12 protein-coding genes are annotated in these 13,911 nt (G+C 47.2%); 5 read left to right on the forward strand and 7 right to left on the reverse strand.

Going from position 1 to position 13,911, the window contains the following annotated elements; all coding sequences use genetic code 11:
* Positions 1-370 precede the first annotated feature (370 nt).
* From AC1DXC_RS04365 to AC1DXC_RS04375, 3 genes are read left to right on the forward strand one after another with little or no spacing between them, the layout of a single operon-like run.
* On the forward strand, positions 371-2,701 hold the full coding sequence (locus tag AC1DXC_RS04365) for a glycoside hydrolase family 3 protein (RefSeq protein WP_477457916.1): 2,331 nt from the start codon (positions 371-373) through the stop codon (positions 2,699-2,701).
* A 48-nt stretch (positions 2,702-2,749) separates the two neighbouring features.
* A complete protein-coding gene (locus AC1DXC_RS04370; RefSeq protein ID WP_477457917.1) occupies positions 2,750-2,974 on the forward strand; it encodes a hypothetical protein in 225 nt (74 codons plus the stop codon).
* An 11-nt stretch (positions 2,975-2,985) separates the two neighbouring features.
* Positions 2,986-4,518, forward strand: coding sequence for a carboxylesterase/lipase family protein (locus tag AC1DXC_RS04375; RefSeq protein WP_477457918.1), 1,533 nt, complete (start codon positions 2,986-2,988; stop codon positions 4,516-4,518).
* 244 nt (positions 4,519-4,762) lie between these two features.
* Here the strand turns inward: AC1DXC_RS04375 and AC1DXC_RS04380 are convergent, their stop codons facing one another.
* On the reverse strand, positions 4,763-7,933 hold the full coding sequence (locus AC1DXC_RS04380) for an ATP-dependent DNA helicase (RefSeq protein WP_477457919.1): 3,171 nt from the start codon (positions 7,931-7,933) through the stop codon (positions 4,763-4,765).
* Between the two features lie 123 nt (positions 7,934-8,056).
* Here AC1DXC_RS04380 and AC1DXC_RS04385 point away from each other — a divergent pair, with 123 nt between their 5' ends.
* Positions 8,057-8,623: a hypothetical protein gene (locus tag AC1DXC_RS04385; protein ID WP_477457920.1), complete on the forward strand. Its 567-nt coding sequence runs from the start codon at positions 8,057-8,059 to the stop codon at positions 8,621-8,623.
* Between the two features lie 172 nt (positions 8,624-8,795).
* Here the strand turns inward: AC1DXC_RS04385 and AC1DXC_RS04390 are convergent, their stop codons facing one another.
* From AC1DXC_RS04390 to hpt, 6 genes are all read right to left on the reverse strand, one after another.
* Complete coding sequence (locus AC1DXC_RS04390; RefSeq protein WP_477457921.1) at positions 8,796-9,077, reverse strand: hypothetical protein; 282 nt, start codon at positions 9,075-9,077, stop codon at positions 8,796-8,798.
* A gap of 62 nt (positions 9,078-9,139) precedes the next feature.
* The gene (locus tag AC1DXC_RS04395) at positions 9,140-9,478 is read right to left on the reverse strand and encodes a hypothetical protein (RefSeq protein ID WP_477457922.1); all 339 of its coding nucleotides are present in this window, start codon (positions 9,476-9,478) and stop codon (positions 9,140-9,142) included.
* 97 nt (positions 9,479-9,575) lie between these two features.
* The gene (locus AC1DXC_RS04400; protein ID WP_477457923.1) at positions 9,576-9,986 is read right to left on the reverse strand and encodes an HIT family protein; all 411 of its coding nucleotides are present in this window, start codon (positions 9,984-9,986) and stop codon (positions 9,576-9,578) included.
* A gap of 96 nt (positions 9,987-10,082) precedes the next feature.
* Positions 10,083-10,556: a transcription elongation factor GreA gene (gene greA, locus AC1DXC_RS04405; protein WP_477457924.1), complete on the reverse strand. Its 474-nt coding sequence runs from the start codon at positions 10,554-10,556 to the stop codon at positions 10,083-10,085.
* 403 nt (positions 10,557-10,959) lie between these two features.
* Positions 10,960-11,895, reverse strand: a complete 936-nt coding sequence (locus AC1DXC_RS04410; protein WP_477457925.1) for a 2-hydroxyacid dehydrogenase — start codon at positions 11,893-11,895, stop codon at positions 10,960-10,962.
* A gap of 102 nt (positions 11,896-11,997) precedes the next feature.
* The gene (gene hpt / locus AC1DXC_RS04415) at positions 11,998-12,540 is read right to left on the reverse strand and encodes a hypoxanthine phosphoribosyltransferase (RefSeq protein ID WP_477457926.1); all 543 of its coding nucleotides are present in this window, start codon (positions 12,538-12,540) and stop codon (positions 11,998-12,000) included.
* Between the two features lie 135 nt (positions 12,541-12,675).
* On the opposite strand from hpt, the gene AC1DXC_RS04420 reads away from it, so the two are divergent.
* Complete coding sequence (locus AC1DXC_RS04420) at positions 12,676-13,905, forward strand: M16 family metallopeptidase (protein ID WP_477457927.1); 1,230 nt, start codon at positions 12,676-12,678, stop codon at positions 13,903-13,905.
* The last annotated feature ends 6 nt before the right edge of the window (positions 13,906-13,911 follow it).

Genomic DNA, 13,911 nt, shown 5'->3' on the forward strand with positions numbered 1-13,911 from the left:
AAATCTTAAATTATTTACCAATAGTTTAAAAATTAAATGATTGTTATATAATGCTGGCAACAAACGCTCGCCAAAAAAATAATGATGGCATAATGCGCTAAGCACTTGCTATTTAAAAATTAAATTTATACCATTGTGTAATATTGACACATAGTCTTTTTTGTGCCGATTAAATAAACCAATAATAAATAGAAATTTCACGGCTAAGATATTTAACCGCAGTGGGCGCGGAGTTTTCGCAGAGGTGCACAGAGCCATTTTTGGCGTTTATAAACCCATGCTAAAACTTTAACAAGATGGGAAATCTCTGCGCAACTCTGTTTTTCTCTGTGAATCTCTGTGGTTAAAAAAAAATAACACACCTCAATATATGAAAAGAAAATACCTCCTGCTGATTGGCTTGCTACCGGCCCTTGCATCGGCACAAACAAAATACACCGAGAGCAAAAACGGCGACGTAGTTACGGTTACTAATACCGGCGGCCAAAAGCTGGGCTACTCGGCAACATCGGGCGTAAAAATACTGACGGTTGACGGCCTGGCGTTTAAAGACCTCAACAAAAACGGCAAACTGGATAAATACGAAGACTGGCGCCTGCCCGTAGATGTACGCGCTAAGGACCTCGCCGGCAAAATGAGCGTAGAGCAAATTGCCGGGCTGATGCTGTACAGTCGCCACCAAATGATACCATCTATCCCGGTAGGGCCCTTCGCGGGTACTTATAATGGGAAAAATTTGGCCGAAAGCGGCCTTAACGCCTGGGATTTATCAGACCAGCAAAAGAAGTTTTTAACAAACGATAACGTACGCCACGTGCTCATCACCTCGGTGCAAAGCCCCGAAGTTGCCGCCAGGTGGAATAATAATGCACAAGCATTGGTAGAAGGCATTGGCCTGGGTATCCCGAACAATAATAGTTCCGACCCGCGCCACGGTACGGTAGCCAACGCCGAATTCAATGCCGGCGCAGGGGGCAATATCTCTATGTGGCCCGGCTCACTGGGCATGGCTGCTACGTTCGACCCATCGGTTACCCAGGGCTTCGGGCATATTGCCGCGCAGGAATACCGTGCGCTGGGCATCGCCACCGCCCTATCGCCGCAGGTTGATATAGCTACCGACCCACGTTGGAACCGCTTTAGCGGCACCTTTGGCGAAGACCCCGCACTGGCTGCCGATATGGCGAGGGCTTATATCGATGGTTTCCAAACTTCTACCGGCGATAAAGAAATTAAAAATGGCTGGGGCTTTAACAGCGTGAACGCCATGGTTAAACACTGGCCCGGCGGCGGCGCAGGTGAAGGCGGGCGCGATGCGCATTACGGCTTCGGCAAATATGCCGTGTACCCGGGCAACAACTTCCAGCAGCATTTGATCCCTTTTACCCAAGGCGCGTTTAAGCTGAACGGCAAAACCGGCGCAGCCGCAGCCGTGATGCCTTACTACACCATCAGCTGGAAGCAGGATACCAAAAATCACGAGGACGTAGCCAATAACTATAACAAATACATTATTACCGATTTGTTGCGCAACAAATACAAATACGATGGCGTGGTATGTACCGACTGGCTGGTAACCGGCGACGAAACCGTTATCAACAGCTTCCTTTCAGGTAAATCATGGGGGATGGAAAAAGCGACCATTGCCCAGCGCCATTACAAGATACTAATGGCCGGCGTAGACCAGTTTGGCGGCAATAACGATATGGTGCCCGTAATAGATGCCTACCAAATGGGCGTTAAAGAACATGGCGAGGCCTTTATGCGTGCCCGTTTCGAGCAATCGGCGGTGCGTTTGCTGCGGGGGATTTTCCGTACCGGCTTGTTCGAAAACCCATACCTGGATGTTGATCTTACCAAAAAAACCGTAGGGAACCCTGAATTTATGGCGGCTGGTTACCAGGCACAGCTAAAATCTATCGTGATGCTGAAGAACAAAGGTGGCGTATTGCCCCTGCAAACCGGCAAAACCGTTTATGTGCCCAAAAAATTCACCCCTGCAGGTAAGAACTTCCTGGGTATGCCTTATCCCGAAAAAACCGAATACCCGGTAAATATGGAAACGGTAAAGAAATATTTCAAGGTGACCGACAATCCCGACTCTGCCGATTATGCGCTGGTGTTTATTGCCAGCCCGATTGGCCATGGCGGCTATAATGCCGATGATGTGACAGCAGGCGGCAATGGCTACCTGCCCGTATCATTACAATACGGCACTTATACCGCCACAACCGCACGCGATACCAGCATCGCCGGCGGCGACCCGCTGGAGAACTTTACCAACCGCACTTACAAAGGCAAATCGGAAACCTCTACCAACGTAACCGATTTGGCGATGGTGACTGATACCTATGCCAAAATGAAAGGCAAACCGGTAATCGTATCGATAAATGTCAACAACCCAATGGTATTTACCGAACTGGAGAAACAGGCCAGTGCCATCATTGCCGATTTTGGCGTGCAGGGCCAGGCCAGCCTGGATATCCTTACCGGCAAGGCAGAGCCATCAGCTTTGTTGCCTTTGCAAATGCCTTTGGATATGAAAACCGTGGAAGCCCAGTTTGAAGATGTGCCGCACGATATGAAAGTATATGTAGACAGTGAAGGCCACGCCTACGATTTCGGTTACGGCTTGAACTGGAAAGGTGTGATAAGAGATGCACGTACAGCAAAATATGTAAAGGGTGGGGCAAAGCCATAAAATAGCCTAACTTAGATTTGACAACTCTTAAAGAGTTGTCAAATCTTTATGCCGAAAGTAAAAGTTAAAAGTTGGCGGAGCGGGATGCAAAAAGTTGCATTTACCCTACTACAGCGAGAGTTGTTAAAAACGACTTTAAAAGAAGCGCAAAGAAATAAGCTCGATGTACTTGACGGTAAAGAGGTCGCTTTTGAAATTGATGACGCACCTTTAGCTAATGAATTTTTTCAGCGGGCAACAGCTCTTGGATTAAACTGCGAAATTGAATACTAACCAACACCATAATGAAACGCTTCCTCATCCTGCCGCTTATCCTGTTGTGCGCCATTGCCTCGGCACAAAACCCTTTCAGCACCGTAAAAACCGATGCCGGGCAAATATCGGGCACCGATAACAGCGATGCCAGCGTACATATATTCAAAGGCATCCCCTTCGCTGCGCCGCCTGTGGGTAACCTGAGGTGGAAAGCGCCGCAGCCAACTGCACATTGGAGCGGCGTTAAGGCCTGTACCGATTTTTCTAAGATGCCTATGCAGGGTAAACCCAATGAGTTTGGCGTTTACACCCGCGAATTTTTAATAAAGGATGAACCGCTGAGCGAGGATTGCCTGTACCTTAACGTATGGACCGGCGCAAAAACGCCATCGGAGAAACGCCCGGTTATCGTGTGGATTTACGGCGGCGGCTTTGTAAGCGGCGGCACCAACGTGCCCATTTACGATGGCGAAGCCCTGGCTAAAAAAGGCGTTATACTGGTGAGCATCAACTACCGTGTGGGTATCTTCGGCTTTTTTGCGCATCCGGAACTGACTAAAGAATGGCCTAACCATACTTCTGGCAATTACGGACTGATGGACCAGCTTGCAGCCCTTAAATGGGTGAAGAAGAACATAGCAGCTTTTGGCGGCGACCCGGATAATGTGACCATTGCGGGGCAGTCGGCAGGTTCTTATGGCGTAAACTACCTGGTGGCATCGCCATTGGCAAAAGGCCTGTTTAAAGGAGCCATTGCCGAAAGCGGCGCACACATGGTGCCTGGCCCGGGCAGCGGTGTAACTTTAGCGCAGGCAGAACAAGACGGGTTGAAAGCCGCCGGGGCACTGCACGCCGGCAGCCTGGCTGATTTACGGAAATTGCCTGCCGAGGAACTATTAAAGCAAAATAATTTCCGGCCGATAGTAGACGGTTACTTTTTGCCGCAGGTACCTGCTGATATCTTCGCGGCCAATAAAGAGAATCAGGTTCCGCTGCTTACCGGCTGGAATGAGGACGATGCCTTTATCGGTACCCTAAAAAACGCAGTAGATTACACCGCCGGCATACAAAAGCGCTTTGGAGACAAAGCTGCCGAATTCCTGAAACTTTACCCCGGCAATACCGACGCGGAGGCCCAACGGTCGCAGATAAATATGTCGCGCGATGGAATGTTCGGCGTGCAGAATTTTACCTGGGCCAATACGCAAAGCGCCAAAAACAAAGCCAAAGTTTACCTGTACCGCTTTACCCGCCGCATGCCGGCTACAGAGGACTTTAAGAAATATGGTGCGTTCCATACAGGCGAGGTAGGTTACGTATTCAATAATCTCAAGTTTTTAAACCGTCCCTTTGAGCCGGTAGACCAGCAACTGGCGGATATCATATCCTCCTACTGGGTAAACTTTGCCGAAAGCGGCAACCCCAATGGACCTGGCCTGCCCGCATGGCCGGCTTATAACAGCAATGGCAACCAAACTATGATATTGGGTGATAAGCCAGCCGCCGTTTCACTGCCCGATAAAGCCGCGCTTGAATTTATGGTAAATGATATGAGGAAATAACGGAATAGCATTCAAAAACAAAGCCTTTGCAGCCTCCGCACTTCTTTCTTTGTAGCTGCTTTATGGTAGGATTCTTCTATAACAAAGCAGCCTTTTTTGCGCAAAAATAACAGATTGGAACAACAGTGGCGGTGACACGATTTTGACACTTGCCTGAAATTTTTAACACGCTGATTGCCTGCGAATTGCAAAGCGTTCACGGTGTTCACGGCGCACACATGAACGCTGTGAACGCTATTTCTGGTTATTCGGCCTCTTCGCCATCGGCAACCTCCAGGATACCGCCCGGCTGTTTAAAATTGCTTTTTACGAAGTGGCACCAATCGCATTCCTTTCTGCCGCAACCCGTACTGAACTCATGGTTCATTATTTTTTGATAAACCGTTGTTATCTGCTGTGTAACCTGTTCAATATCCTGCGGACTGATGACTATCTTTTCTTTAAAATATTCATCGCTTACTGGTTCTATAAAATCGAATACCGTGTTTATTACTTCCCAATCGTTGGTGCGGTCGTTATCTACCAATATTTTGTAGAAGACGGCCTGCCGCCAGTAATCGCCGCCGTTGGGGGTCTCATCGGTGGGGCGCATTAGTTTATCTTTGGCATTGCGTACACGACCGGTTTTATAATCAACCACGGTAACGTTCTTGCCATCAAACTCCATCTTATCCAGGTTGCCTTTTATGGGCACGCCGCCAACTTCTATGTTTTTGATGCTGCGCTCGGTTTGGGCTATTTTGTTCCAGGTGGGCGCATTTAGTTCGTAATAGGGAGGCAGTATCTTTTCGCCGTAATCAACCCGTAGCTTAAAATCTGTTTTGGTGAATGAATCGCGGTTACGGTACATATACCATTTAAACTCCTGCACAAAATCTGCCGTGGGCATAAACTCGTTGCCGTAATCGGGCAGTTTGCGATAGGCTTTATTGAGCGCCCAGTGCACGGCCTGGCCAAAAGTAGCCGAGGGGCTTTTGCCCGATGGCACACGGATGAGGCATTGGAAGTAGAACCGAAGCGGGCAATCGAGGTAGTTGCTAAGGTGCGTAACTGATAGCGTATAGTTTTGCAGCAACTGGTTAATGTAGTTCCTATCCAGCAGTTCAACCACCGGCTTATCTGCTTCGCTAAATTGCGTGGCAAAGAAGCCCAGCATATCCGTGTCGCTTACCTTAGGGAAGCTTAATTGCAAATCGGTATCGGCCAGTATCTCGCCGATGAATTGCGAGGGTTCCTGGTCCTTACCCTTGGCATCCTTACCCGCGTAAGATATATGCAGATGTTGCTTGGCGCGCGTAATCGCCACATAAAACAAGCGGCGAGCCTCTTCTTTTTGGGCAATATCGTCAGATGCCGAACTGGTGAGGGTATCCGGGTAACTGAACCCATAATTGCGGCCTTTGCCGTCCCATGTTTTTTTATCGCAGCCGATGAAGAATACATGTTCGAACTCGAGGCCCTTGGAGCCGTGGGCGGTAAGGAAATTGATGCCATTGTCAGAGAAGATAACTTTGTTCAGTTCCAGCCGGATGCTGTTCTTCTTCATCAGTTCAATGGTGGCAATAAGGCCGGATAGTTTTAGTTCAGGGTCCTTGCGGCTCTCATCTTTCAGGAAATCGAAGAAACTGGTCAGCACCTGCATGTGCGTGCCCTTATCCTGCTGCTGCATAATGTATTTAAGGATGCCCATTTTGGTAACTACATCCTGAAAAAACTGCTGCAGCGTTACGCTCACCGCCGATTTCAACAGTTCGTCTATATCGCTCACCAGGAATTTCATGGCCTGGTTGGGTTGCTGGCCAAACAGGCTGCCTTGCTGGCTGATGCGCATCTCGTGGATATGGCGGCGCAGACTGGTCACGGGTTCGTTGTTACGGGCGGTGGCAAAGTTCTCCTTAAAAACAGCTACGCTGGCTTTGGCTATTTCTATGGGCGGTATGTCGAACAAATCGTAATGCAGTATCTCGAAGAGCAACTCATCGCCGCTATACGGAGAATCTAGCTCCATGGCCAGGTACCGTAGTATGTTCACAATCTTCTCGCCGAAGGGTACGGTAAGTACATCAATCTTGCGTTTGGTGTTTACGGCTATCTTTTGTGCCTCCAGGTAGGTAAGCAGTTCTTCTACCTGGCTGTGGTTGCGGTAAATCACGGCTATTTCGCCGGGCGCAGTACCACCATCTACTAAGTCCTTTATCTGCAAGGCTACGTTCACCAGTTCCTGCGCCGGGTTTTCGTATTCCTGTATTACCGGCTCAACTGCCAGGGTATCGAAACGGGGGTGCGATGCCTTCAGGTTTTTATCAAGCCGTAGCTGGGCGGTGAGCCGCTCGCGGTTGTTGTTAATGAGCGCTTTTGATATATCCAATATCTGCTGGTTGGACCGGTAATTGTGCTTAAGCACCACGGTGTGCAGGGCGCTAACGTAATCCCCGGCAAAATCGAGGATGTTCTTCATGTTTGCCCCCTGGAACTTGAAGATAGATTGGTCGTCATCGCCCACTACAAATACGTTGGGCGTTTCCCAGTAATTCAGCAAAAATTTCAGCAGGTCGTTCTGCGAGCCGCTGGTATCCTGGAATTCGTCTACTAAAATATACTGGTAGCGTTCCTGGTATTTGCGTAAAATCTCTTCGTTCTCTCGGAAAGCCTTTAGCACCCAAATGATCATGTCGTCATAATCGTACCGGCCGCGGGCTTTCATTTTGGCGGAGTAGTTGTCGTACTCGGCAACGGCTGCCAGCAGCTTAGCCATGGTTTCGTTGGCTTTGTCGATATCCTTTTGTTTCGGGTCGCCAATTTTGATGCCCGCCTTGGCGTTGGCCCGTTTGTAAATAAATTCTTCGCGGTTGGGCAAATCGTCCAAATATTCCTTCACGGCTTGCTCAATCATATCCCGGCTCCAGTTCTCGCGTTTCATGGTAGAGAACAATGTTTTCAGGCGCGGGGCATCGTAGTAAATATCCCCCGTAAAGCGTTTCAGCAAATGGTCCTTGCTAAACTCATCCACCAACTCGCGGAACAACATGGCCGACTCTAAATCAGATAATGATTCCAAATTCAGCTTGCCAAAATATTCCAGGTTCTCCTGTATAATCTCGTTGCAAAAGGCATGGAAGGTGTATATATTAATGCGATAAGCATCCGGCCCGATGAACTCGAACAGGCGCTTGCGCATAGCAACCGCGCCTGCATCTGTATAAGTAAGGCACAGTATCTCGTTGGGCTGGGCATCGGTATCGGTCAAAATCTTGCCTATACGGGCAGCCAGTATCTGGGTTTTGCCCGTGCCCGGCCCGGCCACTACCAGCACCGGGCCATCCATTTTATTTACGGCGGCCAGCTGCTCGGGGTTTAGTCCGGCCAGCGCTTCGCGGAATTTGGCGTTATATTTATTGACGGTAGGCTGTATCATGATTAATGTAAAATTACTAAAAATAATAGCGTGAAAGGTCGGCTAAAAATAATGTTGCAAACATTGGCTTTTACCGGCGGTAACGCTACTTTTATCTGCAATTAACCCTAACACATATCACAGATGGAAACACCTTACGGCGGCCGCGCAATAATCAACGATGATTTCGACCGGACAGAAATCATCATACCCGGTAAGAAGAATTTCTTTGTCTTATTGTTCCTCTGCGTTTGGATGACCGGCTGGTTTTTTGGTGAAACCACCGTGCTGGCTACCCTGGGGAAAGATGGCGGCCCCGATTTATTTTCGATGGTGTGGCTGGCCGGGTGGACGGTGGGCGGAATTTTTGCTGCAAGGACCATCCTTTTCATGCTATTGGGAAAAGAAATCGTTAAAGTAGGGCAGGGCATCATTTCTATACGCAACAAGGCCCTCTTCCTTAAATCGCCCAGGATATACGACCTTAATGAGGTGAAGCACATCCGCATGGAGGAAGAGTTTTCGATGTACAGCGGCTTCCAGAACAGGCAGAGAAGGCGGGGTGGGTTTTACAATCTCGACTCGGGCACCATTAGGTTTGATTACGGCTTAAAAACCGTAAAATTCGGCAACGACCTGGATGAAGCCGAAGCCCGGTATATCATAGAAGTATTGAAAAAGAAGCGCTTATTGACAGATAAAAATTTCTAACGGACGAATTTAAACAAAGCTATACCCGCTATTGATAACGACTTGATTCAGTTAACCGAAGAGCGGGTGCTTAAGCTTAAATTAAGTGAGTCCGACATTGAATATGGAAGGCTTATTTCACAAGATGAAGCGGATTTGGCCTGGAAAAAAAATTATAAATAATAGGCAGGGGTCACTCTTTTATTTTTTCAATAATAATAATCCCAAGTAATGCCGTGGCACCTTCATCGAAATATAATGTTTTATAAAAATTACGCTCTTTATCTGCCATATATACACTCGTTAACAATTCTACATGAGCCCTTCCCGACAGATTTTTGCTGAATTGCTGCCACCCATTAACCACAAAAAGAGCATCATTGGGCGTGGTGCTTAAAATATTGTACATGTGGAGCACCTGGCCTACAGAACGGGAATCTACCATCTTGGTGCTTTTATCTTCCGGATCTTCCAATTCGACAATTTCTCGTATTAACGGCAGTATTAACTTTGGTTGGATATAAAGGTCCTTTCTCGTTAAAAGATTTTAAGTACCCGTTTTAAAATATCGATGTCTTCTTCGATGTTTTTTCCGCGATATTGCTCAGGGTGTCTGTTAACCTCAAAATCTTTAAGGATAATCGAGCCGTCGTGCTGCTCAACGTTAACTTTATAAATGCAATTTCCTGTCCAACTGCGTTGCAACACCAACACATTATTCAGTACGAAAATATTCCACTTTTCATCCATGCTGCCAGCATATATTCCTTTTTCAAAGATGGCGTATTCGCCTTTAGTGAGTATTATCCCCAATTCAGCACGAGCATGATTTGATGGAAAGGAAGCTACAATGCTTTTTTTTTCTTCTAAATCCATAGGTATATATGTTGTTCGCAATAAATTTAAGATTCTCTAAAGCAAAAAAGGCAATGAGGTTACCCCATCGCCTTAATTTTAATGCTTTATCAAAAGTTTAGCCCTCGTGCGTAACCACTTTCAAAGCTTCTTTTATCTTCTCGGCCGTTGCAGCCAACTCTTCCTGGCTCGGGCTTAGTTTTGGGCGGGCAAAGTTCATATCATCAACCCGGTTCATAGGGATAAGGTGTATGTGCGCATGCGGCACTTCCAGCCCTATCACCGCTACACCCACTTTTTTGCATGGGATGGCTTTTTTAATGCCAATAGCTACGATTTTGGTGAAGATCTGCAGTTCGTTGTAGGTGATATCGTCCAGGTCGAAGATGTAATCTACTTCCTTTTTGGGGATAACCAGCACATGGCCCTCGGCCAGCGGGCTGATATCCAAAAACGCCAAAAAATCGTCGGTTTCGGCAACTTTATGGGCCGGTATTTCGCCTGCAATTATTTTTGAGAAGATAGTCATTTCTAAGTTGATTGGTGAGTAGTTGATTAAGAGAGTGGTTTTGGAATGCCTGGTTTTGGATGAGCAAAATTCACTGCTCGCCCAAGCAACCATTCACTATCGGCTTACTTCCAGTATCTCGAATTCTATTTTACCTGCGGGTACCGTTATCTCAATAGTTTCGCCTACTTTTTTGCCTAAAAGGCCTTTAGCTATAGGAGACGCAACCGAAATCTTGCCGGTTTTCATATCGGCTTCGCTTTCAGATACCAACTGGTAACTCATGGTAGCGCCGTTTTTTAAATTCTTTATTTTTACAATCGATAAAGCCAAAACCTTTGATACATCGAGTTTTGATTCATCAAGCAAGCGTGCATTCGCCAACGTTTCCGACATTTGGGCTATTTTAGCTTCATGTAAACCCTGCGCTTCTTTAGCGGCATCGTATTCTGCATTTTCAGAAAGATCGCCTTTATCGCGGGCCTCTGCAATTTGTTTGGATATATCAGATCTGCCGGTGGTTTTTAACCTTTGTAATTCTTCTTTTAATTTTTCTAAACCTTCTTTGGTGTAGTAAGAAACCTCTGCCATTGTACAGTATTATTAAATTTTATTTACGTTATGTGCCAAAAAAAACCGCCCTACTATTTATAGCAAAATAGAAGAGCGTGATGGCCTTAAAAACAAACAAGACTACGTCGGCCGGGCCTGCATAGTCTTGTTTAGTGTAAAACGAAGATAAGGTAATTAAGTTTTAATATCCAAATTTTATTGTCACCGATTCCACCGATTAGATAGATTCCTCCGATTTTTTGGCACCGATTAAAGATGATTAAGAAGGATTACACCGATTTTTTTGTCACCGATTGAAGATGATTAAAAGGATTACACCGATTGGGAATGTAGAGACGCAATATTTTGCGTCTCCCGTAGCACATTCGGAGATTTCGTACCGGGAACATACGTTCGTTCCGAGACGCAAAATTTTGCGTCTCTACATCGGCAACGCCAACGCAACCAGTTTCTCCGCCATTACTTCGCTTATTTTGCGGTAGCTGTCAAAGGTCCAGCCGGCTACGTGGGGGCTAAGGATAACTTTCCCGGATTGGCGCAGCTCGTCGAACCAGGCTTGCTCACTCAGGGCCGGGAATTTCTCAATCTCCAGCACATCTAGTCCGGCACCGATGATTTTACCTTGCCTGATGGCGTTTAATACCGCGCTTGTTTTCACCACCTTGCCGCGCGAGGTATTGATGAGGAAAATAGGCTTCTTGAAATGGAACAGGTACTCATCGTCAACCAGTCCGTTGGTTTCGGCAGTCAGCGGGATGTGGAAGCTGAGCACATCGCTGTATCTTACGATTTCTTCCATGCTTACCTCGCGGGCATATTTATCGCTAAAGCCGGTTTTATATTTGTCATAAGCCAACACCCCCACCTGGAAGCCCGATAGCTTGCGCGCAAAGCTTTGGCCCATGTGGCCGTAGCCAATAATACCAACCGTTTTTCCTTTCAGCTCGTGGCCGCGGTTGGCTTCGCGCTGCCAGCTGCCCGCGCGTATCTGCGCATCGGCTATGTTGATGTTGTTCATTAGCGATAGCAGCAGGCCTATGGCATGCTCGCCCACTGCATCAGAATTGCCCTCGGGGGCGTTGATGAGGGTGATGTTTTGTTGGATGGCGTACGCTTCGTCGATATTATCCATACCCGCCCCGGCGCGACAAATAAAGCGCAGGTTGGGTGCGCCATCTATTATTGCCTTATCCACCCGGAATTTGGAGCGGATAACCAGGCCGTCGTAACGGTTCAATATGGCTACGGCTTCGCCGGTTGTGATGGTGGGTTGATAATCGCAGGCGTAACCGGCTGCTTCTACACGTTGTATAAAAGCCGGGTGTATATCATCAACGATGAGGATGTTGTTTTTCAATGCCTTAATTTTTGAGGAAGGCAAATTTATAAAATACGCAGGTATTATTCAGCGCAGGCCAAAGATGTGTTTATTGGATGACGGAAAGCGAAAGCTTCGAGGCTATTTGCCCACTTTGCGGTATATGCCTTTTAAGTTGCGGCCCATTTCGCGGTAGTCCAACCCGTAGCCAATCACAAAATCATTCGGCACCTGGAAAGCTACATATTTCAATTCCTCCACACTATAAATAACGGCATCGGGCTTAAACAGCAGCGATACCACAGTGATAGAGGCGGGTTTGCGAACCATTAGTTTTTCTATAAGATAGCGTATGGTGTTGCCGGTATCTATAATGTCTTCTATCAGGATAATGTCGCGACCCTCTATGTTGCCGGTAAGGTCGAAATCGTCGCGGATGGTTTGCGTGCTGGATACACCGCCGAAGTACGAAGCCAGCTTAGTAAAGGTAACCTGGCTGGGCAGCGTTATCTCTTTCACCAAATCGGCAATAAACATAAAACTGCCGTTCAATATGCCTACAAATATGGGCTCCTTACCTGCAAAGTCTTCGTTTAGCTGCTGCGCTAATTCACTAATGCGTTGTTGTATCTCCTCATATGATATCAGCGGCTCAAATTCCAGGTCGGCTATCTGTAGTTTCATCGTACTAAAATAAAATAAATATGTTTAAATGCATGTAAAATTATCATCACCCAAGTTAAAAAACAATATTGTGAAACAGCCTGTTAGGCCTGTATGGCGCGCAGCAATTGATTTAAACATTATCTTTGTGGCCGAATGACAGACCATTACGTCCACACCCTGCCCAACGGCATCCGCATATTATTCAAATATTCGCCATCGCCCATAACGCATTGCTGCTTTATAGTAAATGCCGGCTCGCGCGATGAGCTGCCTAAGCAGGAGGGCCTTGCGCATTTTATAGAGCATATGCTTTTTAAAGAAACCGAGCGCCGCAACACACCCCAGATACTTAACCGGCTGGAGTTGGTTGGCGCCGATCTTAACGCCTACACCACCAAAGAGTACACCTGCATACACGCTTCGCTGTTGAAACAACACCTGGAGCGCGCGGTAGACCTGTTCGAAGATATCCTGTTCCACTCTACGTTCCCCGAGGATGAGATGGAAAAAGAGCGCGGCGTAATACTGGACGAAATATCCAGCTACCTCGACCAGCCCGAAGAAGCGATACAAGATGATTTTGAGGAGTGCCTTTTCGCCGGGCACCCAATAGGCCAGAATATCCTGGGCACGCCAGAATCTGTAGCTGCTATCAACCGTGAGCATATCGCAGCATTTATGCAAGCCAATAACAACACCCATCAAATGGTGTTTGCGGTTTACGGCGATTATGAGTTTGGCAAACTGATAAAGCTTTGCGAGAAATACTTTGGGCTGGTGCCCGAGAACACCCATCAGAAACACCGCATAACGCCGCCCGCCACACCTGGTGGGTACCATGTGGTGCAGAAGCCCATATCGCAAACGCATTGCATTTTGGGCGGCCGGGCTTATCCATCGGCACATCAAAACAAATACGGCCTGCTGTTGCTGAACAACCTGCTTGGCGGCATGGGCATGAGCAACCGCCTAAACCTTGAAATTCGCGAGAAACACGGGATAGCATACACTATCGAGAGCAATTACACCTCGCTTACCGATACGGGCATCTTCTCCATCTATTTCGGCACGGACGCCGGCAAAGCCGATAAAGCCCTTAAGCTGGTACACAAAGAGTTGAAAAAACTGCGCGATAACAAGATAGGCACCGTGCAATTGAAGCAAGCCAAGGAGAAATTCATAGGCCAGATAGCCCTGGCCGAAGAGAGCCGCATGAGCCTCATTATCAGTATGGCCAAAAGCCTGCTCGATTTTAATCGCATTGATTCGCTGGAGGATATTTTCTATAAGATCAACGCTGTTACAGCCGAAAGCCTGCTTGAAATTAGCAACGAAATTTTTGATAATGACCGTATGATAACCTTATTATTTGAGCCTAAGTAATAAATC

Source organism: Mucilaginibacter sp. P2_D11 (assembly GCF_056404435.1).

What these genes read in the sequence shown, in the direction of transcription:
- AC1DXC_RS04365 (WP_477457916.1), top strand. Translation starts at nt 371, where the DNA reads ATGAAAAGAAAATACCTCCTGCTGATTGGCTTGCTACCGGCCCTTGCA.
- AC1DXC_RS04370 (WP_477457917.1), top strand. Translation starts at nt 2,750, where the DNA reads ATGCCGAAAGTAAAAGTTAAAAGTTGGCGGAGCGGGATGCAAAAAGTT.
- AC1DXC_RS04375 (WP_477457918.1), top strand. Translation starts at nt 2,986, where the DNA reads ATGAAACGCTTCCTCATCCTGCCGCTTATCCTGTTGTGCGCCATTGCC.
- AC1DXC_RS04380 (WP_477457919.1), bottom strand. Translation starts at nt 7,933, where the DNA reads ATGATACAGCCTACCGTCAATAAATATAACGCCAAATTCCGCGAAGCG.
- AC1DXC_RS04385 (WP_477457920.1), top strand. Translation starts at nt 8,057, where the DNA reads ATGGAAACACCTTACGGCGGCCGCGCAATAATCAACGATGATTTCGAC.
- AC1DXC_RS04395 (WP_477457922.1), bottom strand. Translation starts at nt 9,478, where the DNA reads ATGGATTTAGAAGAAAAAAAAAGCATTGTAGCTTCCTTTCCATCAAAT.
- AC1DXC_RS04400 (WP_477457923.1), bottom strand. Translation starts at nt 9,986, where the DNA reads ATGACTATCTTCTCAAAAATAATTGCAGGCGAAATACCGGCCCATAAA.
- greA (WP_477457924.1), bottom strand. Translation starts at nt 10,556, where the DNA reads ATGGCAGAGGTTTCTTACTACACCAAAGAAGGTTTAGAAAAATTAAAA.
- hpt (WP_477457926.1), bottom strand. Translation starts at nt 12,540, where the DNA reads ATGAAACTACAGATAGCCGACCTGGAATTTGAGCCGCTGATATCATAT.
- AC1DXC_RS04420 (WP_477457927.1), top strand. Translation starts at nt 12,676, where the DNA reads ATGACAGACCATTACGTCCACACCCTGCCCAACGGCATCCGCATATTA.